The sequence below is a fragment of the Chitinophaga sp. CCNWYY40 genome, from assembly GCF_037483205.1.
Taxonomy (GTDB): domain Bacteria; phylum Bacteroidota; class Bacteroidia; order Chitinophagales; family Chitinophagaceae; genus Chitinophaga; species Chitinophaga ginsengisegetis.
In genome coordinates this window covers 697091-716911 of record NZ_JBBHLF010000002.1, presented here as the reverse complement: position 1 = coordinate 716911, position 19821 = coordinate 697091, and the positions used below count along the sequence as shown (strand labels likewise).

19 protein-coding genes are annotated in these 19821 nt (G+C 47.3%); 9 read left to right on the top strand and 10 right to left on the bottom strand.

Annotation, left to right across the window (positions count from 1 at the left end; all coding sequences use genetic code 11):
• Window positions 1-2: 2 nt before the first annotated feature.
• Genes V7S65_RS08570 through V7S65_RS08560 form a run of 3 tightly spaced genes read right to left on the bottom strand, consistent with a single transcriptional unit; the run spans window position 3 to window position 4146 of the window.
• Window positions 3-2297: an FdhF/YdeP family oxidoreductase gene (locus V7S65_RS08570; protein WP_336388543.1), complete on the bottom strand. Its 2295-nt coding sequence runs from the start codon at window positions 2295-2297 to the stop codon at window positions 3-5.
• Window positions 2298-2308: 11 nt separating this feature from the next.
• Window positions 2309-3136 (bottom strand): formate dehydrogenase accessory sulfurtransferase FdhD, encoded by an 828-nt coding sequence (fdhD, locus tag V7S65_RS08565; protein ID WP_336388544.1) that lies wholly within the window; start codon window positions 3134-3136, stop codon window positions 2309-2311.
• Window positions 3137-3144: 8 nt separating this feature from the next.
• Window positions 3145-4146 carry an NADP-dependent oxidoreductase gene (locus V7S65_RS08560; RefSeq protein WP_336388545.1) on the bottom strand — a complete coding sequence of 334 codons (1002 nt, stop codon included), beginning with the start codon at window positions 4144-4146 and terminating at the stop codon, window positions 3145-3147.
• A 147-nt stretch (window positions 4147-4293) separates the two neighbouring features.
• Between V7S65_RS08560 and ypfJ the strand changes: the two genes are divergently transcribed.
• Complete coding sequence (ypfJ, locus tag V7S65_RS08555) at window positions 4294-5157, top strand: KPN_02809 family neutral zinc metallopeptidase (protein WP_336388546.1); 864 nt, start codon at window positions 4294-4296, stop codon at window positions 5155-5157.
• A 63-nt stretch (window positions 5158-5220) separates the two neighbouring features.
• On the opposite strand, the gene pncB is transcribed toward ypfJ, so the two are convergent.
• Complete coding sequence (gene pncB, locus V7S65_RS08550) at window positions 5221-6387, bottom strand: nicotinate phosphoribosyltransferase (RefSeq protein ID WP_111578190.1); 1167 nt, start codon at window positions 6385-6387, stop codon at window positions 5221-5223.
• Between the two features lie 61 nt (window positions 6388-6448).
• On the opposite strand from pncB, the gene V7S65_RS08545 reads away from it, so the two are divergent.
• Entirely contained in the window at window positions 6449-6844 is a 396-nt protein-coding gene (locus tag V7S65_RS08545; RefSeq protein WP_336388547.1) for a hypothetical protein, read from the top strand.
• A gap of 3 nt (window positions 6845-6847) precedes the next feature.
• Here the strand turns inward: V7S65_RS08545 and V7S65_RS08540 are convergent, their stop codons facing one another.
• Complete coding sequence (locus V7S65_RS08540; protein ID WP_079471897.1) at window positions 6848-7678, bottom strand: ion transporter; 831 nt, start codon at window positions 7676-7678, stop codon at window positions 6848-6850.
• A gap of 90 nt (window positions 7679-7768) precedes the next feature.
• Between V7S65_RS08540 and V7S65_RS08535 the strand changes: the two genes are divergently transcribed.
• A complete protein-coding gene (locus tag V7S65_RS08535) occupies window positions 7769-8215 on the top strand; it encodes a DinB family protein (protein ID WP_079471896.1) in 447 nt (148 codons plus the stop codon).
• Window positions 8216-8219: 4 nt separating this feature from the next.
• Window positions 8220-8864 carry a phosphatase PAP2 family protein gene (locus tag V7S65_RS08530; RefSeq protein WP_336388548.1) on the top strand — a complete coding sequence of 215 codons (645 nt, stop codon included), beginning with the start codon at window positions 8220-8222 and terminating at the stop codon, window positions 8862-8864.
• On the opposite strand, the gene V7S65_RS08525 is transcribed toward V7S65_RS08530, so the two are convergent.
• The 3 genes from V7S65_RS08525 to V7S65_RS08515 form a co-directional block, all read right to left on the bottom strand.
• Window positions 8853-9374 (bottom strand): hypothetical protein, encoded by a 522-nt coding sequence (locus V7S65_RS08525; RefSeq protein WP_079471894.1) that lies wholly within the window; start codon window positions 9372-9374, stop codon window positions 8853-8855. The genes V7S65_RS08530 and V7S65_RS08525 overlap by 12 nt on opposite strands.
• A gap of 442 nt (window positions 9375-9816) precedes the next feature.
• Window positions 9817-10647, bottom strand: coding sequence for a phosphatase PAP2 family protein (locus V7S65_RS08520; RefSeq protein WP_079471893.1), 831 nt, complete (start codon window positions 10645-10647; stop codon window positions 9817-9819).
• Window positions 10648-10705: 58 nt separating this feature from the next.
• Window positions 10706-11209, bottom strand: coding sequence for an FUSC family protein (locus V7S65_RS08515; protein WP_168771358.1), 504 nt, complete (start codon window positions 11207-11209; stop codon window positions 10706-10708).
• 64 nt (window positions 11210-11273) lie between these two features.
• On the opposite strand from V7S65_RS08515, the gene V7S65_RS08510 reads away from it, so the two are divergent.
• Window positions 11274-12329, top strand: a complete 1056-nt coding sequence (locus tag V7S65_RS08510; RefSeq protein ID WP_336388549.1) for a PCMD domain-containing protein — start codon at window positions 11274-11276, stop codon at window positions 12327-12329.
• Between the two features lie 6 nt (window positions 12330-12335).
• Entirely contained in the window at window positions 12336-13130 is a 795-nt protein-coding gene (locus V7S65_RS08505; protein ID WP_339545525.1) for a porin family protein, read from the top strand.
• A 67-nt stretch (window positions 13131-13197) separates the two neighbouring features.
• Here the strand turns inward: V7S65_RS08505 and V7S65_RS08500 are convergent, their stop codons facing one another.
• Window positions 13198-14742, bottom strand: coding sequence for a S10 family peptidase (locus tag V7S65_RS08500; protein WP_336388551.1), 1545 nt, complete (start codon window positions 14740-14742; stop codon window positions 13198-13200).
• 71 nt (window positions 14743-14813) lie between these two features.
• Window positions 14814-15605: a helix-turn-helix transcriptional regulator gene (locus tag V7S65_RS08495; protein ID WP_336388552.1), complete on the bottom strand. Its 792-nt coding sequence runs from the start codon at window positions 15603-15605 to the stop codon at window positions 14814-14816.
• 86 nt (window positions 15606-15691) lie between these two features.
• Here V7S65_RS08495 and V7S65_RS08490 point away from each other — a divergent pair, with 86 nt between their 5' ends.
• From V7S65_RS08490 to V7S65_RS08480, 3 genes are read left to right on the top strand one after another with little or no spacing between them, the layout of a single operon-like run.
• Window positions 15692-17017, top strand: a complete 1326-nt coding sequence (locus V7S65_RS08490) for a TolC family protein (protein WP_336388553.1) — start codon at window positions 15692-15694, stop codon at window positions 17015-17017.
• Between the two features lie 3 nt (window positions 17018-17020).
• Entirely contained in the window at window positions 17021-18094 is a 1074-nt protein-coding gene (locus tag V7S65_RS08485; RefSeq protein WP_336388554.1) for an HlyD family secretion protein, read from the top strand.
• Between the two features lie 2 nt (window positions 18095-18096).
• On the top strand, window positions 18097-19692 hold the full coding sequence (locus V7S65_RS08480) for an MFS transporter (protein WP_336388555.1): 1596 nt from the start codon (window positions 18097-18099) through the stop codon (window positions 19690-19692).
• Window positions 19693-19821 lie beyond the last annotated feature (129 nt).

Below are 19821 nucleotides of genomic sequence, written 5' to 3'. Positions count from 1 at the left end.
CGTTAGTTTTTTATAGTCGATGATTTTATTTTGATGATCACCAGTTTTGATGTGGGCGTATTGCTTTTATCTGCTACACTGTCCACCGGCACCAGTACGTTGGTTTCCGGGAAATAGGTAGCGGTACATTTTTCAGGTATGTGATAAGATACAATAATGAAGCCATATGCTACGCGTTCTTTGCCACCGTGATAGTTGTAGAGATCTACCACATCGCCCGGATGGAATCCGGCAGCGGCAATATCCGCAGGATGCATGAATATTACCCGCCGCTCGTGATATACACCGCGGTAACGGTCGTCCAGCCCGTATATAGTTGTATTGAACTGATCATGGCTGCGGATGGTCATCATCATATACTCGTCGATGGCCAGCGGTGTGGTTAGTACATCCGCGATGTTGAAATTGGCTTTGCCATTGTAGGTATTGAACCGTCCGTCCCGCGCGCCATTGGGCAGATAGAACCCTCCCGGATGCCTCACTCTTTTATTGTAATTATCGAAGCCCGGAATTACTTTTTCAATATCGTTGCGTATGTGATCATAGTGCCGGGCATAGTCTGCCCAGGGTACACGCGACTTCTCACCGAGCAGGGTCATGGCCAGTTCGCAGACAATCACCGGTTCACTTCTCATATCATTGGATACCGGTTGCAGGTTACCTTTCGACATCTGGATGACACCCATAGAGTTTTCGCAGGTCACAAATTGTTGTTCGCCATGTTGGATATCTTTATCGCTGCGACCGAGACAGGGTAATATCAGGGCTTCTTTACCGTGTACAACATGGCTGCGGTTTAATTTCGTAGATACGTGCACGGTAAGATCGCAGCTGCGCAGCGCCTCCGCGGTATACAATGTGTCCGGCGTAGCGGAAAGAAAGTTGCCGCCCATCGCCATAAACACTTTGGCATCTCCGCGGTGCATGGCGTTGATGGCATGTACCACGTCGTAGCCGTGTGCCTGTGGCGGCTGAAATCCGTATACGGCGTTAATCTTGTTAAGAAGGGCTGCGGATGGTTGCTCATAAATGCCCATCGTCCGGTCGCCCTGTACATTGCTATGCCCGCGTACCGGGCAGGTGCCTGCTCCGGGCTTGCCGATACTGCCTTTCAGCAGCAGCAGGTTCACCACTTCGCGGATCGTGTCTACCGCATTTTTGTGTTGGGTGAGCCCCATTGCCCAGCAGGCGATGATCTTCTTTTTATGGAACAGGGCTTGTGCTGCCTGTTGAATGAGTTCGGGCGCTACGCCGCTATCCGCTATCAGTTTCGGGAGCGACTGCGTTTTCAGATGGGCGATATAATCTTCATAGCCCTGGGTATTTCCGGCTATAAATTCCTGGTCGAATACACTGCCGGGCGCGCGTTCTTCTTCCTGTAGCATCAGCAGCGATAAGGCTTTCAGCAGGGCCATATCTCCATTGATCTTTACCTGCAGAAAAATATCTGTGAGATGTGTTTTTATATTTAATACCCCTTTAACGGTTTGTGGATTCAGGAAATTCAGCAGACCTGTTTCGGGTAAAGGATTTACCGATATGATGGTAGCGCCGTTGGCCTTTGCTTTCTGCAAAGCAGTGAGCATGCGCGGGTGGTTGGTTCCTGGATTTTGTCCTAATATAATAAGCACTTCCGCTTCATGTATATCTTCCAAAGTAACAGATCCTTTACCTATTCCCACTGCATCATTCAGGGCTACGCCACTGGATTCATGGCACATATTGGAACAGTCGGGCAGGTTGTTGGTGCCATATTCGCGGACCATTAACTGGTACAGGAAAGCCGCTTCATTGCTGGTTCTGCCGGAGGTATAAAATACGGCTTCATCCGGTGAGGATAATTTATGAAGATGACCGGCAATAATTTTATAAGCGTCTGCCCAGGCGATGGGCGTATAATGTGTGGCGCCGGGAGCGAGGTACATAGGTTGGGCTATCCTGCCTTTCTTACCTATTTCGTAATCCGTTAATTGTCCAAGCTCAGCGATGCTGTGCTGCGCAAAAAAAGCGGGTAACAATTTTTTTGTGGTGGCTTCTTCTGCAATGGCTTTAGCGCCGTTCTCGCAATATTCCGCGATGCCGGATCTTTCATCATCGGGATCGGGCCATGCACAGCCGGGGCAATCGAATCCATCTTTCTGATTGAGTTCCAGCAGTGCCTTCATACCGCGGAAGGCATTCATTTCCCCGAGGATGTGCCGCATGCTGGACACTACTGCAGGAATGCCCGCTGCTACTTGTTTGGGTGGGCCTAGTCTGATACCAGTGAACCGCACCGGGTTTTCTGCACTATCCATAACACGTAAATTTATTTGACATCAATTCTTTCTGCTCCGCTGTAAATATTAAAACGTTGATCTTTCAGGAACCCCAGCAGGGTAATATTCCATTCAGCGGCCATTTTTACCGCCATGCTGGAAGGTGCGCCTATGGCGGCAATAACAGGTATCCCTGCCATTGCGGCTTTTTGTATCAGCTCAAATCCTGCACGGCCGCTGAGCAGCAGGATACATTCATCCAGCGGTGTTAACTGTTGTTGCAGGGCGGCGCCTATGAGTTTGTCCACCGCATTATGGCGGCCAATATCTTCGCGCAGCAGGAGTAATTCCATGTTGCGGTTAAAGAGGGCGGCGGCGTGTAATCCGCCGGTAGACTCAAACAGCGCCTGTTCATTCCGTAATATAGCAGGCAACCCGAATAATTGTGCGGCTGCGAGTCGTAAGGAAGCGCGGTTAACGGAAACGCCTGTATGAATGGCGGCAATATCATTTTTACCGCACACACCGCAGGCGGCAGTGGCGGTAAAATTTCGCTGGGTATTGCCCAGTTGAGCTACTATGGCTGGTTTCAGGTGAACGGTAGCAACACCGCCGCTATCATCTTCCGACAAAATAATTTCCTGGATGGCAGCCTGGTCGCGGATCACGCCTTCTGTAAACAGGAAGCCGGCGGCCAGTTCCATGTCCTCACCGGGCGTACGCATGGTAACGGAAATGTTCTGCTGCCGGCGGTTATGAGAAGGCCCATGCACCAGTCTTATTTCGAGTGGATCTTCTGTAGCAAGCGTATCACTGGCATCTGTGATATTTCCGGCGGCTACTTTTTTAATACGGGTATGAACAACTGCATTTGTCATACTCAAAATTACACTTTCACTACCATCTTACCGCTGTTTCTTCCCGAAAATAATCCGAGTAGTGCTGTCGGCAAATGATCAAATCCTTCTTCCACGGTTTCGGTATATTTTATTTTTCCGGCCTTAACCCATTCCGACAATTGTTTGAAACCTTCGCCAAACCTGCTGGAATAGTTGCCGATGGTAAAGCCCTGCATGAGGATGCTCCTGGTTACCATAATGGGCTGGATACGTGGCCCCACGGGCACTTCCGTGGAATTATAGAGGGCAATCTGCCCGCATAGCGGTACCCGTGCAAAGAAGTTGAGATGTTTGATCACGGCGTCGGAAATATCGCCACCTACGTTGTCGAAATAAATATCCACGCCATTAGGGCAGGCCGCAGCTATGGCGGCATCCATATTGGCGTTGCCTTTATAATCGATGGCGGCATCAAAACCAAAGGTATCTGTGAGCATCTTTACTTTTTCAGCGCCGCCGGCAATGCCTACTGCGCGGCAACCCATTATTTTCGCAATTTGCCCAACAACAATACCCACCGCGCCGGCAGCACCGGATACCACTACTGTTTCCCCGGCTTGGGGCTTGCCGATATCGGCCAGGCCAAAATAGGCGGTTAGTCCGGGTACGCCGAGCACACCGAGATAATAGGTAAGCGGAATGCTGTCATCGATTTTACGGAGATGGGCGGCAGGAAAAATAGCGGCTGTTGCCCAGGGCAGGAAGGGGTTGCCCATTACTTTATCTCCGGCTTTAAAAAGGGCGCTTTTGCTGCTGGTCACTTCCGCCACGCCGGTGCTTTCAATCGGCTCGCCCACCTGGAACGGAGGGATATATGACTTTGCATCATTCATACGGCCACGCATATACGGATCTACAGAAAAGTAAAGTGGTTTTACCATTACTTCATCTTCCTGCAGTTCCGGTAAGATGGCATCTACTGTTTCAAAGTTGCTGGCTACAGGTAATCCTTTGGGCCTGGCGGCAAGGAGGATCTGCTTTATTTTCATACGAACTGGTGTTTATGAGTATGGATTGGTAATGATTACTTAACAGGTAAAAAATGCTTTTGTTTACCCTTAGGGAAAAGAGTGGAATTTACAATGAAAAATGTACATTCGGGGTAAGAATATTCACCCCTAAATTTAAAATCTACTATGCGTCTTGATGATGAAGAAATGAGCGAAAACGTCGAGAAACGGACCGGTGGCGGCATGCGCAAAATCGGTGTTGGCGGCGGTATTGGCACCATTATCATTATAGTGCTGGCATTGATCTTTAAGCAGGACCCGCAGCAGGTAATGCAGGCTGTTCAGCAGGTAAGTCCTGGCCAGGAGCAGGCCGGAACATCTGAAAAACTCACGAAGGAGAATGCAAGTCCTTTTGAGGTGATGTCTTCCAAAGTACTCCGCAGTACCGAACGGGTATGGAAGCAGGGGTTCCAGGAGAGGAACAAAACCTACGAAGTACCAGGCATGGTGTCTTTTGAAAAAGGTACCAATTCCGGTTGCGGCTTTGCGGAATCAGCTATGGGACCGTTTTACTGCCCGGCCGACCGTAAAGTGTACCTGGATGTTTCTTTCTTCAATGAACTGGAGCAGCAATTTGGTGTAAAGGGCGATTTCTCAAAGGCTTATGTGATTGCTCATGAAGTAGGGCATCACGTACAGAACCTGTTGGGTATCAGCAGTAAGTTACAATCCATGCGCTCCCGGCTCAGCGAAAAGGAATACAATAAATTATCGGTGATGCTGGAATTGCAGGCAGATTTCCTGGCCGGCGTTTGGGCCAACCGCGCCAATAAGATCAAGCCGTTCCTGGATCCGGGCGATATTGAATCCGGGCTGAATGCCGCCAGTGCGGTAGGCGACGATCGCCTTCAACAGGCGAGCACAGGCCAGGTAGTACCGGATGCTTTTACCCACGGAACTTCCGAGCAAAGAATGTTCTGGTTTAAGAAAGGCTTTGAATCCGGGGATGTGGCGGAAGGGGATACGGGTATTGGCCTGGGGAACTGGTAACTGATGGTTTCCGGATTTGTTACCTGTATCATGCGGGCAAACAAATCCGGAAACAGTCCGCTGTTAAATATCCAGCATTTCCTTTGCCAGTTCGATCATCCTCGGATCGCCGGTATATTTCCCGTTCACATCAGACAACTTCACAACAGGCGTCCACCGGGTAGCATCTTCAGGCAGGGCCTCATACATCTTAATTACAATATTCAGGGCTGTTAACCCTACATCATTGGTAAAATTGGTACCGATGCCAAACGACATCCCTATCTTTCCCCGGCAATAGGCGGCGATATCTGCTACTTTCTCATAGTTAAGGCCATCCGAGAAAATGATGGTTTTGCTGAGTGGGTCTACGTTCTTGCCTTTGTAGTGAATAATAGTACGGTCTGCAAATAAAATAGGATCGCCACTGTCGTGCCGCACGCCATCAAACAGCCGGGCGAATTTCTTATCAAACTGCTCAAAGAAAACAGGCGTAGTATAGGTATCAGAAAGCGCAATCCCCAGATCCCCGCGGTACACCTGTACCCAGTTTTCCAATCCAAGCATATTGGCCATTTTAAAGCCATATTTAGCCGCATGGAACATAAACCATTCGTGTGCGTGGGTTCCTACGGGCTTTACGCCATTCCGCATGGCCAGGTGTACATTGCTGGTGCCAATAAAACAGCCTTCTCCATAGTCGCGCAGCGTTTTCACCACCAGCTTATGAACGGCGAGGGAATGCCGCCGCCGGGTGCCAAAGTCCGCGATGGTGATATCCATCTCTTTATATTTCTCAATCTTTCCCCGGGTAATGCGGATTACTTCTTCATCGGCTACCCGTTCCTGGCCGGTTAGCTGGTAATAGAGCTCACAAATGAGCGACATCAGCGGCACTTCCCAAAGGATGGTACGGTACCAGTAGCCATCTGCATGTACTTCCAGGTTTTCGCCCTGTTGTGCAATATGTATTTCAGCGGGATTATAGCGGTAGCCCTGTAAAAAATCGAGGTAGGTGGGATCGAGGTACGGACAGGTTACAGCCAGGTATTCTTTTTCTTCCCGGGTAAGCTGCAGTTCCTGCATGTTATTCACTGCTTCACGGAGGGCTTCCGCGAAGCCCGGCGGAAATGCGTGCTGTCCGCGGTTAATGAAAGTATAACGGGCACGGGCCTTCGGAAACAATTTGATAACACCATGTTGCATGGTGAATTTGTAGAAATCGTTATCAAGTAGCGAAGTAAGGATCATATTTACCGTTTAGATTCACAATAAAATTATATTTTTGTGGCTAACCATATTGTTAATTACCATGAAGGAGATTAAAGTTAAATGGCCCCTTAACCCACAGGAAACCGTGTTATTCAAGGTAGATGGTGTTTATATTAAAAGCAATTTTCAGGCAAAACAAGGTACGTTGTATATTACAAATGAGAGAATTGTTTTGGAATCAAAGCCGATGATGATGTTTCTTTTGTTTGGCATCATCGGTTGGTTGCTCACCCGTAAAAAGATTACCCTGGAATTTCCGCTGTCTGATATTACGGATTTCAGAAGAACTAAACACGGGTTTAATAAAAAGGTAGCCGAGTTTGACCTGATAGATGGCCGCACTATACGCATCGGTGTTTCCGGTAAATGGGAAGTTTTTGATGCTGCTTACCAGAAGGCGATGATAGATGTACAGCCATTATTCAGTGTAAAATAATTTTCAGAGTTTATTGCCGCAGTATTTGCAGAAGTCCGCATTGGCATCGTGTCCTTCACGCATGCAATGCGGACAAACTCTACGATCTACATCTTCGCGGCTACGTATCCTGCTCATCTCTACTGTTACGATCCCTGTAGGCACTGCTATAATTGCATAACCCATTATCATAATGAGCGCTGAAAATGCTTGTCCCAGTGGTGTTATAGGCGCAATGTCCCCGTAACCCACGGTTGTTAGTGTAACTACTGCCCAGTACACACTTACCGGGATGCTGGTGAATCCCGAATTGTGCTCAGACTCTATCACATACATGATAGCGCCTAAAACAACAGTCAATAATCCAATAAAAAAAAGGAAAACAAATATTTTACGTTTGCTTTGTTGTAAGGCAAGCGACAGTTGTTTGCTTTCATTCAGGAAGGGAACCAGCTTAAATATCCTGAAGATACGCATGAGCCGCAGTATCCGGATGGTGAGCAGGAAATGCGCACCACCATAAAAAGCCTCTACATAGGTAGGCAGAATGCAGAGCAGGTCAACAAGTCCGTAGAAGCTGGTGATATAAGCCTTTGGGCGGTAGCTGCACCATACCCGGAAAAGATATTCAAGGGAGAAGATAATAGTGAATACCCATTCCAGTATGTGAAACAAGCGTCCGAATTTCTCCTGCAAAGGCATCACGCTTTCCATCATTACAATAACAACACTGATCAGGATGGCAACGAGAAGGATAATATCGAACGCCCTTCCCGCCGGCGTGTTTGCCTCGAAAATGATGGTATGCCATTTCTCCTGGAAGGGCGTAAGTTCGCGTTTGTTATTGTCAGTCATCCTGTTGGGTTATGTACTTTAAACAAAAACATATCAGTTTATGTTTAAGGAAAACTTTAGATGATTGCGGGCTTTTCCTATCTTTAGTATATGCTAAACGGAATTTTAATTAACTTATTTGAGCGCGATCTCAGCAAACTGGAAGAAGAGATCGCCGCATACGAAACAGCAGCAGGCATTTGGCGGGTTCCTCCCGGGATAACAAATTCAGCTGGAAACCTCTGTCTGCATCTCTGTGGTAATCTGCAAAACTATATAGGCGCCATACTGGGGAAAACGGGGTATGTCCGCAACAGGGAGCTGGAGTTCAGCGCGCGGAATGTACCCACGGAAGACCTGCTGGTGCTGATCAGTTCTACCCGTCGTGTAATCCTTACCGTTATAGCCGGTTTAACGGCGGAAGATCTTGAAAAAACGTATCCGGAAAAGGTTTTTTCAAGTGCCATGTCTACCGGGCATTTCCTGGTGCACCTGAGTACACATCTTAATTATCATCTCGGACAAATAAATTATCATCGCCGGTTAACCCAGTCGTGATCGCATGAATACCTTTCTGAAAAATTTCATTAAAGTATACCAGCAGCTGAAATGGCTGGTGTGGCCATTTGCACTTTTAGTAATCACGGTGCTGATAACGCGGCTGGTGGTAAGCCGTCAGGATGCTTATTTCTTTATCAATAACCTGCACACGCCTGCGGGCGACTTCCTGTTTCCCCGTATAACAGAGCTGGGAAGCGTTGCTGCGGCGGTACTCATTTCGTTGTTGCTGCTGGTTATTAACAGGCGTGCCGGCGCTATGTTGGCTACTGCTTACCTGTTTACCGCAGCTATCAGTTTCACGCTGAAAGCAATGATCGGCTTTCCCCGCCCGCACCGTTATTTTGCCAGCCGTTTACAGGAAATTTATTTTGTACCCGGCGTCCCGGTTCTTGATAATTTCAGAAGCTTCCCCTCGGGACACAGCGTATGTGCGTTTACAGCAGCTACGGTGCTTTCCTATTATGCAAAAAATAAGTATTGGTCGTTGTTATACCTGGCACTGGCTATGCTGGTGGGATATTCCCGGATGTATATGAGCCAGCATTTCCTGGAAGATGTTACCGCCGGCGCTACGCTGGGTGTTGTCTTCTCTATGGTTTGGTTAAGCATCTTCAGGGGTAAAACGGCACAGCTGTCAGGACAATAAATCTTTTTTGTCCTCCATTTCCTGAATCAGCGAGTCCTGGTGCTGCCTGAGCATTTCATTATATAGTTTTGCGGGAGATGCCATTTCAGTGTCTTTTTCTTTGTGCCATACAGGGGCAGGAGTGTACCTTGCCCATAGTATTTCATAGCCGATGTAGATCTGGTATTTGCCTTCCCTCACATGATCGGTATGTCCCAGCCGGCGCTCCTCTCCGGGAGCGAGGTTTTCAATGAGGCGGGCCTGGTGCGTGGTTCCCATAGTGGTAGTGATCACCTGGTTAATCGCCACGGTCATAAACCTTTTGTCTGACAGGTTCTTTACGCTGCGGAGATATTTGGATACGCTGAATACACTGTTGGATACACCTATTATCCTGACCGCATGAATAGCATCTTCTCCCGCTATGGGCTTTAGTTTCTTTTCTTTAAAAGACGCACTGCGAAAGCTTTGGGTTCGGAAATGAATGTACCACAACATGAAAAAGAAGAAAATAATTACCGGAACATACATAATTAATAGCTTTTGAGGAGGGGTTTGTTAAACACAGGATCAGTTTTATTTTGAGTCGTTTGCAGGTCAAAGGGTTTTGATGATTATCATATTGATAATGCTAAAATAATGGGTCCGGCACAGGCAACTGTAAATTCTATGTTAATGAAAGCACGATATTTTGCACAGATCACTGGTTTTTCACGGGGCCTCTTGCAAAAATGATCATTTTTTTTTCACGTTAACAATTAAATCACAAAATTTCTCAGGATAAACCCGCAACTTTACCGAATTGCCAAAAACAGGTGTTTGTAACCAGGTCAACTTTAGGGGTTAACCCCCATATACTCTTTCGTTAACACTCCAATTAATATTTTAATATACGTATTTTTCACATCCGGGACAGATGCAGCATCATAGCGCTACATAGGCGTTATGACATGTTATATACTTATCAAGCTACTTAGCGGGGGAAGAAGATAAAGCTGAGGCCCGCGCTGTGAAATTGCGGGTTGTAATAAGGCATGATCACCTTATCCGTGGAGCGCGCAGGATCTTTAAAGAGCTGCCGTTGTATCCAGGGGTACATCCAATAGGCCGCTTTGGTACCCAGTATACCTATTCCGGCGCCTGCTACCACATCACTGAGCCAGTGTTTATTATTATACATCCTTAAAGCGCCGGTGGTGGTAGCGGCTAAATAGCCGGCCACGCCGTACCAGGGAGAAACGTCTTTGTACTCCTGCCGGAGATATTCTGCGGCGGCGAAAGCCGTGGCGGTATGCCCGGAAGGGAAGGACAGGTAATCAGAATGATCCGGCCGTTCTTCATGCGTGCCTTTTTTTACAATTTCCACTGTACTGGCGGTAATCACTGCAGAAATACCAAGGAGGATGGTGCGGTCGCGCAGGTTGTGTTTTCCCTGTATGCCGGCGGCATTCAGGATATAAACAGCTGCAACGGGAGCATACTGCAGGTAGTTATCAATATGGGTGCGGAATTGAGGATGGTCTTCCTTGATTTCCGTTTTGGTAGTGGAGTTCAGGTCCCGGAGGGTTGGATTGTTGAGCGCAACCACACCATAACCAATCATCACCGCCGGAACGGCAATACCAGCAAGGGTGGTATGAAACTGTTTTGTTTGCCAGGCAGGCAGCTGGCTCTTTTGTACAGGATACGTAAAACGGATGGAATCATTTCCGGCAGGCAGGGAATCTATTTCCTGTGCAGCAGCACAATAAGAACAGGAGAGGGCGCCTAATGCCAAACCTGTTGATAATATCATTTTCTTCATGCTTCACTCCTTGTAGCGACAAAAATAAGGGCCGATTCTGAAGCAAATCTGTATCATTTTATTCCCCGCCACGGTCGGGTTTCGGAAGGATCATTTCAGCGGTTTGTTTTGTATAACGGTTATGGAAGATGAAAGTAATCAGCAACCCAAGCAAACAGCCGGCTAACACAGACAGTACTCTCGCCACGGCAGTATCCCATACATGTTCACCAGCCTCGTGGGTCATTACAATAATAGTGGCCGCCAACGCTGTACGCGTAGCCGCTTCCAGGTTCAGCAGGTTGCAGATCACCACGGTAACAAATACAGCAGTACTCATCATCAGCAACATATTCGGATGCACCAATATCAGCAGGAACCCCGATATACCACCCACCACATTTGCCTTAATACGTGTAACCGCCAACGTTACTGCGTCTGATCCGTCCGGAGATAGCACCAGCATCACGGAAATCAGCACCCAGATGATGTCATTGTAATTTACTAACCACGACAGACCAAGCACTACCAGCACGCCGGTTACGCATTTGGCTGCATAGATTAATATTCGCCTGATTCTCATTTTGTCAATCATGATTGAACTTTTCACAGTTGGGAGTTGTTCTGACTATTTAACCAATAACGGCATGAAATTAAAGAAACTAAGTTATTTGACCACGCTGACTATTTTGTTACACGCCTGTATTAAAGACGCACCCATTAACCCGGAGGCCGATATTGAAACATTTACTATTGAAAAAAAATATCTTACTGCAGATATTTTTATTGATCAGGCAAACAAAAAGATTATGCTGAATCTCACACCTGCGGCTTTTAAAAGCGGTGTGACCCCTGTTATTACAACTTCAGCGGGAGCCAGCGTATCACCGGGTTCCGGCGACTCACTGCACCTGGATTCCTCACGGGTAAGCGAATATGTGGTGACCGCTGCAAACGGAAATAAGAAGATCTATACAGTTGAATTTGGAGGTATGGGAATATGGAAATGGGACTTTGAAACCTGGCTGTTACAGGATAAAGATAAATACCAATACGTAGAGGAACATGGCAGCAGTTCTTTCTGGTCGTCTGGTAATCCTGGCATAGCCCTGTCGGGTGTAAAGAAAGATCCGATGGAATACCCGCTGCGCGCTTCCTCAGATGCATATCATGGAAAGTCGTCCGCTGAACTGGTTACCCGTACCGGCACCGCTTTGTCGGCCCTGCTGGGCATTAAACTGTTTGCCGGTTCTCTTTTTGTGGGCGTATTTGATTCGAGAAATGCCATGACGGCGCCATTAACGGCCACGCAATTCGGAGAACCCTATTCAGGTAAGCCACTGCGTTTTGTAGGTTATTATAAATATCAGCCGGGAGAACACTACCAGGATAAAGCCGGGAATATTATTGCAGGCATGAAAGACAGTTGTTCTGTATACGCAGTGCTGTTCAAAGGAACAACCAGGCTGGATGCCACCAATATCCATACATCAGACAGGATAGTGGCTACCGCCAGCATACCGGACGGCGGTCCGCGCACCACATGGACCCGGTTTGATATTCCGTTTAAAACGGTACAACCATACACCGGAACAGAGAAAATGATGATGGCCATTGTAGCTTCTTCCAGTAAAGATGGCGACACCTATAAAGGCGCAATCGGCAGCAGGTTGGTATTAGACAGCCTTGAGATAGTGAAGTAACCGTAAATGAATAAAAGATTACAGCAGATGATGAATATAAAGATATCAGGAATGATGCTCGGCATGCTCACGGCTGCCACTGCGTTATTTGCACAGGATAACGGGCATGCACAAACGAATACGCACGGTTTTAAACGGGTACTGGAACATCGTATCCTGGCCGGATTTAATTTTGGTGGAACAGCGCCGGTGGGCCTGCCCAATACTATCCGCAAAATTGAAACCTACCGGCCGGAATTTTCTCCTTCACTGGGTTACGAGTTATCATACCGCAAAACTAAAAAATGGGGTGTTGCTGTAGCTGTGAAACTGGATTATAAAGGAATGTTCACCAAAGATGAAGTGCAATATTTTCCTACTATCATTACTACCAGTGATGGTGGCCGTTTTGAAGGAGATTTTACCGGTAAAAACGAAACCACTGTACGTAACGCCTATGTATCTTTTCCCATAAGCCTGGTATATACACCCGGCGACCGGTGGCGTTTTAACCTGGGTGGTTATGTAGCCTGGTTGTTCAGCTCCAATTTCCATGGCAATGTTTCGGATGGTTATATCCGCAACGGCGGATCACTGGGAGAGAAGGTAAACATCACAGAAGCAACGTTCGACTTTGGCACCGAAGTGCGTTCCTTTGATGCCGGGGTACAGGGCGGCGCTGCTTATCGTGTAGGCAGGAAACTCAGCGTGGATGGGAATCTCAACTGGGGGCTACGTCCCATATTTCCGGACGATTTTAAAGGAATGGATTTCCCCTTGTACAATATCTACATGACATTAGGCGTAACATATAAGATATAGTTACCCGGTTATCAATAAAAAAAGCAGCAGCGACTATTTCACTGCTGCTTTTTTTATCCAATGCGGATTAGTATTTCGCTGCCTGTCCGGTTTTAGGAAGGGATGCGCGGATAAAATCGCGGATATCATTATTGCCTGTTGCCAGATCATCTTTCCGGAGGTACATCATATGACCGCTGCGGTAGCCGCGCCACGACAGACGGTCTTTCAGCCTTCCGCCCGGATCCATCTGCCACATGCTGTATTTGGCATTGAAATAATCACAGGCGCCATCGTAGTAGCCCGATTGGATCATTACGTGCAGGTAGGGATTGGCTGCCATTGCTTCGCGGAGGTTTTCGCCGGTATTGTCGCCGTTTTTATCCCACGGATGCACCGGGCCAAACATCATGTATTTAAGATCGGTGCTGAATTTCAGTTCCTGTCTGAGGTAAATATTAATCGCCGGCGTAAACGCATGCAGCCAGGAAGTCAGTTCTGCATTGTAATCAGGACCGTTGCCTGCATCTTCGCGGTCGAGGCCACGGTAGCGGGAATCCAGCCGGCCTACTGTAAACCCTTTATCTCTCAGTAATTCTTTCCAGAAAAAATTCGGTGGTACATCCAGGTTATGCTGCAGGATCACTTTTTCTGATAACCCGGAATAGCGGGCCATTTTTGCTGCGATGCTTTTTCGTTGCTGATCTTCCAGGAATCCACCCTGGCTGATGGCCGGTATTAATTCATGGATGGTGAAGTTTTCTACTTCCGGCAACACTGCCGTGAGATCTTTCTGTTGCAGATCCGGTGGCAGCATTTTATGATACCATGCGGTGGCCGCAAAGTAAGGGAGCCGCAATGCTGCATCCACAGGGCCGTTGCGGGAAATGCCCAGTTCAGTGGGGGATACGAGGATCACACCATTGAGATACATCCACTGGGCATTCTGCAATTCCAGCGCCAGGCCGGAAACACGGGTGGTACCATAGCTTTCACCGATCAGGTACTTGGGGGAAGCCCACCTGTTTTGCCTGGATACAAAAGTGTTGATCCATTCTGCCAGGTAGCGGATGTCTGCATTTACCCCGAAGAATTTTTCACGCGGTACATCTTTCCCTATAAGCCTGGAGAAGCCGGTGTTGGCCGGATCTATATAAATGATATCTGCGATATCCAGGATGGTTTCCGGATTTTCGTGTATGCCATAGGGTTGTACCGGGTATCCCTCATCATCGATATTGAGTAGCCGGGGGCCGGTATAGGCAATCTGCATCCATACGGATGGAGTGCCGGGGCCGCCATTAAAGGAAATGACCAGTGGTCGTGCTGCACGGTCTTTTACATCGGTCCTTTCATAATAGGTATAAAAGAGTCCTGCCAGTACTTTGCCGTCCTGGTCCCACACGGGCTGGGTACCAGCTATGGCTTTGTAAGGGATCTTCTGACCTTTTACTGTTACGTCATGGAAGGTGGTAACCGCCGTATCCGGGTTCAGTACAACGGACCGTTGTGGTGGCGTTTCTTCTCCGGCAGTGGGATTGGCTTTGCTGTTCTTCTGCTGCGCCTGTAGTTGCAGGCTCATAGTGCCTGCCAGCAATAGCGGCAGCCAAAGTTGTTTTCTTGTTACGTTCATGGATCGGATCTTGATTGCGCTTAAAGATTGTGCAATTGCCGCAAAAAATCAAGCACATTCGGATGAGTGGGTTATGGCTGAAAGTCGCTCGGCCTTTTACCTACCAGTTTGAAGAACGTATTACTGAACGCGGAAACGCTGTTGTAGCCGGTATCCCAGGCTATTTCACTGATCGTTTTCTCTGTTTCCAGCAGATACTCCATTGCTTTGATCATCCTGGCCAGTTTCAGGTATTGAAAGAAAGAAATATCCATTGTTGAGCGGAAGAGGCTTGTGAGCGTGCGTTCACTGTAGTTGAATTCATGCCCCACCGTTTCAAGGGTAAGCGGTTCGCCAAGGTTTTCCTGTATATACTTTAAAACCGGTTGAAGCCGGGGATTATCGGTAGTAGGTAAAGTAATGGGAAGCGGCACCGAGCTGATAGCCGGCAGCATATATTTAATGGCTTTGATAAACACAAAGCGCTTGTCGTCCGGCAATATGTCGCCATCCCAGGCAGCCGTATGCAGGATCATTTCCAGCAGGAGATTACTGACAGGGTAGATGCCTGTTTTAGTATAAAAAGGATGTTCACTGTCGTCCAGCTCACTAAAGAAATAAATAGTGCGTACGTAGTTAGCCGGGTACCTGTGCTGAAAATAGTGCTCCACACCAGCCGGCACCCACATATAATGACGGGCGGGCAGAAAATAAGTTTTGTCCTTTGTGTACAGGAAAGCGGCGCCACCTTCCACATAAGTCAGTTGTCCTTTATTATGCTTATGAAGGGAAAAGTGATGTTCCGTTTTCCAGTGCCATATATACGCGGATTCCGGGATGGCATCAACATCTTCCAGTATCAGCTGCGGATTAATATCTTTCATTTGGCCGGTTCTAACAATTTTATGGCAATTTATAGAAAATAAATTAACTGACAGGGTCGGAACTTTGCATCTTCATCACTATAAATATGTCTACAATTATTAATAAGTGGCTTGGAGGGGCACTCATGTTAACGCTCTTCTCTACACAAACAGCCATTAGTCAGGACCCTGAGAAAAACACCCTAACGTTAACGGATGTATGGAAAAAAGCAGCAACCTATAACCGCCAGTTGCAGATGCAATATCTCCGTGTGCAGAGCATGGATGAGCGGACAAAATCCGCCAGGGACGAGCGTTTGCCTGAGATAAAGGCCAACGGTGTATATGCCCGTGTTTCCAACCTGGCTATTTATGAAGATGGCTTGCTTAATAGTCCCACGCAATACCCGGTAGTGCACGGTTACTACCAGTTTGGCGCAGATGCCTATCTCAATGTATATAACGGAGGTAAAACTACCCGTGAAATCAAAGTAAGACAAACCGAAACTGCGCTGGCGCAGGAGCAGAAGAACCTCACGGCGGCAGAAATCCGGTACAAAGCAGCAGCCATATACCTCGATATCTATCGCGGACGTATGTACGAAAAAGTAATGCTGCAGGATATTGCAGAACGGGAAAAAGAGCTGGAAGAGATCCGGCAGCTGAACAAAAACGGCGTGGTGCTAAAAAGCGACCTGTTACGTGCAGAGCTGAAATTATCCAAACAGAAAATGACACTGCTGGAAATAAGGAACGGCATCCTGATCTCCAACCAGCGCCTGAATATTATGATCGGGCAACCCGACAGTACAGACAACGTGGTAGCGCCGGACACACTGATACTACCTGCACGCACCTACGAAGATTACCTGGCAGATGCATATGAACATTCTTTTGCCTTTAAGATTTCAGAAAAGGAAACAGCCCTGAGTGAATTGAAACTGAAGGATGTAAAGAGTAATATCCTGCCTAAAGTAGGACTGTATGCGGAGTACGCCTATACGTATCCGCAGATCCTCTTTTATCCTTACTCCATCGCACTTTACGGCTTAGGACAGGTAGGCGTGAAAGCGGGAGTACCTATCTCCGCATTTTATCAGAACAAACACAGGAAACAGGAAGCAAAGATTAACCTGCAACGGCAGGAGATAGAACACGCCGATACCAAAGACCAGGTGCGGCAGGAAGTGAAGTCTGCCTACCTGCGTTATACAGAAGCCATCACCCGGATAGATGTCGCTAACAACAACATCATTCAGGCAAAAGAGAATTTCCGCATTGTAAACAATACTTACTTCAACCAGTTATCACTGCTGACCGACCTGCTCGATGCAGAAACTCAACTGCTGCAATCGCGCTTTGATCTTACCACCGCACAGGTAACAGCGCAGTTACAATACTATCAATTATTGAAAGCAACAGGCAACCTTTAATATATGAACAAGACGAACACTAACACTACTACCAACAAAACCGACAGGCTTATTTCCCGTATCACCACCATCATAGCTTTGATTGTAGTGGTATTCCTGGCGATATGGGGAATAAAAACGTTGCTGCATCAATGGAAGTTTGAGGAAACAAATGACGCACAGATCGATGAATATATTAATCCTGTTGTAGCTAAAGTAACCGGGTATGTACAGGAGATCCGGTATGAAGAAAACCAGGAAGTAAAGAGAGGCGACACCCTGATTATCATTGACAACAGTGAATATGCCGCGCAACAACAGGAAGCTGAAGCTTCGCTGATGAATGCCCAAGCGCAGGTGTCGATACTGGAAAGTAATGTTTCTACCACCGCCCAATCTTCCAAAGTTTATCAATCACAGATTGCCGCTGCGAAAGCAAAGCTAACGCACCAGGAACAGGAATACGATCGTTATAAAAAATTGTATGACGTGGAATCCGCCACCAAACAGCAGTTGGAAAGGGTAGAAGCGGCGCTGGCAGTGGCGCGGTCGGAATATAATACCGCGCTTGATGCATATCAGGCTTCGCTCGCAAAGATCAATGATGTCAGCGTACAACAGCGCGCGCTGGAAGCTGAAATTAAAAGGAGAGTGGCTGTGGTGGCAAAAAATGATCTCAATGTTTCCTATACAATTATCACAGCACCCTATAACGGAAAAATGGGCCGCCGCACCATTCAGCGTGGGCAGCTGGTTTCAGCCGGACAAGTACTGGCTTACATCGTAGACTGGGAAGCCGGTAAATGGGTAGTGGCCAACTTCAAGGAAACACAGATCCGTCATATGGCCATAGGCGAAACCGCGGATATAACAGTGGATGCTTTCCCGGGAACCACGCTCACTGGGAAAATTGAATCGCTGTCTGGCGCCACTGGCAGCCGTTTTTCATTGTTACCACCAGACAATGCCACAGGCAACTTCGTAAAAATAGCGCAGCGGATCCCGGTTCGTATACGCGTCAACGGTAGCCCTGAAGAATTAAAACAGCTTTCCGCGGGAATGAATGTGAATGTATCCATTGCAAAAGAACGTAAATAATCATGGGGCAAAGTAAACAGACATTCCGTTCCTGGGTACCCGAATGGCTGATCAGGCTAACGATCTTACTGGTATTATTTCCAACGGTAATGCTGTTCGCATTATCAACGGCTAACGTGAACGCAGCTACGGGATTTTACGGCGCAGAACCGTCCGATATTCAATTTTCGATGCTGGTGTATTATGCCGCCCTGGTAGCTTTTACACCATTGGAGAAGCGGTTTTTCAGCCGTATTGCCACTAAAGAATATTTCCTGATTTGCCTGGTGTTGCAGGTAATGGTTACGTACTGCTGTTATCATACCAGAGAAGTATCTGTACTCTTTATCTGCCGTTTTTTACAGGGCATTTTGAACTGCGGGGTTACCAGTATCTGTTTAACGTTGCTGTTCAGCAGACTGAAATCAGAGCATGCGCGTGAAACAGGATACGCCATTTTCTATGGCATGATACTTTGTTCCGGCTCATTAACTTCCCTGGTAACCGCGCCACTGGTAGATGATTACGAGTACAATGCGCTGTATAAGATGATCATATACACTTTTATACCAGGCGCCGTGTTATTGCTGCTGTTAATGAACCGCGTGCATCTCGTTCGTAAAACGCCGCTTTACCAGCTGGATTGGACCAGTTTCGTGATATATGCGCCCATGCTCATTTTGATGGGATATGTGATGATTTACGGACAACAATATTATTGGTTGCAGGACAGCCGGATAGTATGGAGCATTGCCGGAATTATTTTCCTGGCTGCGGTATTTGTAGTACGGCAACTTTACAGCAAACGGCCGTTTATTAATATGGAGGTGTTTAAATCCAGGGGATTCCTGTTTGGCATCACGCTACTGGGAGGGCTTTACCTGATCAGGGGATCGTTCAATGTAACCACCAGCTTTTTCTCCACGGTATTGGGGATGGACCCGATACACACTTACGAATTGCTTGGCTACAATCTCATGGGGATTTTGATAGGCGCTGTGGTGGCGGCGCGGCTGGTGATAAAAAAACGGCCCTTACAATTCATCTGGTTGGTGGGGTTTTTCCTCTTACTGGTTTTTCACAGCAGCATGTATTTCCTGTTCACGTCTGAGGCGGACCAATCGATCTTTATACTGCCATTGATTGTCCAGGGAAGTGGGGCTGGGATGCTGCTTACGCCCATTGTGCTGTTCATCATTTCCTCGGTACCGGAAAGCATCAGTATATCGGCTTCCACCGCGGGTGTATTTATCCGGTTCACCTTCTTTGGAATGAGTTCCGCGCTTATCAATTACGGCTCCCTGTATTTTACTAAAATCCACGCCATGCGGCTCAGCGACGGAATTTCAAAAACAGATAACGGGCTCGCGGAGCGGCTGCATACGTACCAGTGGGCGTTGCAATCACGCGGACTGATGGCTGACCAGGCCGCAAAGCTGGCGCCGGGGCTGCTGGACAAAGCTATTCAGAAACAGGCTTTTTTGAAGTATGCGATGGATTATTACGAGCTGATAGGCATCCTCATACTGGTACTGATGCTGTTGATTGTGATGACGCCATATATCAACCGTACCATCATCAACGTAAAAAGCAAACAGCCTGCGGCGGCTGCTGTGTAGAATGAATCGGTTTTCATAAAAGGAGATAGGTATAGATTTGATATATCAGATCTGAGTTTGTTTTATTTAACATAATATAAATTATAAGATTAATCTGAACCCTTTAATAGAAATAATAGTCTATAACAA

Excerpts from the sequence above, each read along its gene's own strand:
- V7S65_RS08570 (WP_336388543.1), bottom strand. The coding sequence starts at position 2,297 with ATGGATAGTGCAGAAAACCCGGTGCGGTTCACTGGTATCAGACTAGGC.
- fdhD (WP_336388544.1), bottom strand. The coding sequence starts at position 3,136 with ATGACAAATGCAGTTGTTCATACCCGTATTAAAAAAGTAGCCGCCGGA.
- V7S65_RS08560 (WP_336388545.1), bottom strand. The coding sequence starts at position 4,146 with ATGAAAATAAAGCAGATCCTCCTTGCCGCCAGGCCCAAAGGATTACCT.
- ypfJ (WP_336388546.1), top strand. The coding sequence starts at position 4,294 with ATGCGTCTTGATGATGAAGAAATGAGCGAAAACGTCGAGAAACGGACC.
- pncB (WP_111578190.1), bottom strand. The coding sequence starts at position 6,387 with ATGATCCTTACTTCGCTACTTGATAACGATTTCTACAAATTCACCATG.
- V7S65_RS08545 (WP_336388547.1), top strand. The coding sequence starts at position 6,449 with ATGAAGGAGATTAAAGTTAAATGGCCCCTTAACCCACAGGAAACCGTG.
- V7S65_RS08540 (WP_079471897.1), bottom strand. The coding sequence starts at position 7,678 with ATGACTGACAATAACAAACGCGAACTTACGCCCTTCCAGGAGAAATGG.
- V7S65_RS08535 (WP_079471896.1), top strand. The coding sequence starts at position 7,769 with ATGCTAAACGGAATTTTAATTAACTTATTTGAGCGCGATCTCAGCAAA.
- V7S65_RS08530 (WP_336388548.1), top strand. The coding sequence starts at position 8,220 with ATGAATACCTTTCTGAAAAATTTCATTAAAGTATACCAGCAGCTGAAA.
- V7S65_RS08525 (WP_079471894.1), bottom strand. The coding sequence starts at position 9,374 with ATGTATGTTCCGGTAATTATTTTCTTCTTTTTCATGTTGTGGTACATT.
- V7S65_RS08520 (WP_079471893.1), bottom strand. The coding sequence starts at position 10,647 with ATGAAGAAAATGATATTATCAACAGGTTTGGCATTAGGCGCCCTCTCC.
- V7S65_RS08515 (WP_168771358.1), bottom strand. The coding sequence starts at position 11,209 with ATGAGAATCAGGCGAATATTAATCTATGCAGCCAAATGCGTAACCGGC.
- V7S65_RS08510 (WP_336388549.1), top strand. The coding sequence starts at position 11,274 with ATGAAATTAAAGAAACTAAGTTATTTGACCACGCTGACTATTTTGTTA.
- V7S65_RS08505 (WP_339545525.1), top strand. The coding sequence starts at position 12,336 with ATGAATAAAAGATTACAGCAGATGATGAATATAAAGATATCAGGAATG.
- V7S65_RS08500 (WP_336388551.1), bottom strand. The coding sequence starts at position 14,742 with ATGAACGTAACAAGAAAACAACTTTGGCTGCCGCTATTGCTGGCAGGC.
- V7S65_RS08495 (WP_336388552.1), bottom strand. The coding sequence starts at position 15,605 with ATGAAAGATATTAATCCGCAGCTGATACTGGAAGATGTTGATGCCATC.
- V7S65_RS08490 (WP_336388553.1), top strand. The coding sequence starts at position 15,692 with ATGTCTACAATTATTAATAAGTGGCTTGGAGGGGCACTCATGTTAACG.
- V7S65_RS08485 (WP_336388554.1), top strand. The coding sequence starts at position 17,021 with ATGAACAAGACGAACACTAACACTACTACCAACAAAACCGACAGGCTT.
- V7S65_RS08480 (WP_336388555.1), top strand. The coding sequence starts at position 18,097 with ATGGGGCAAAGTAAACAGACATTCCGTTCCTGGGTACCCGAATGGCTG.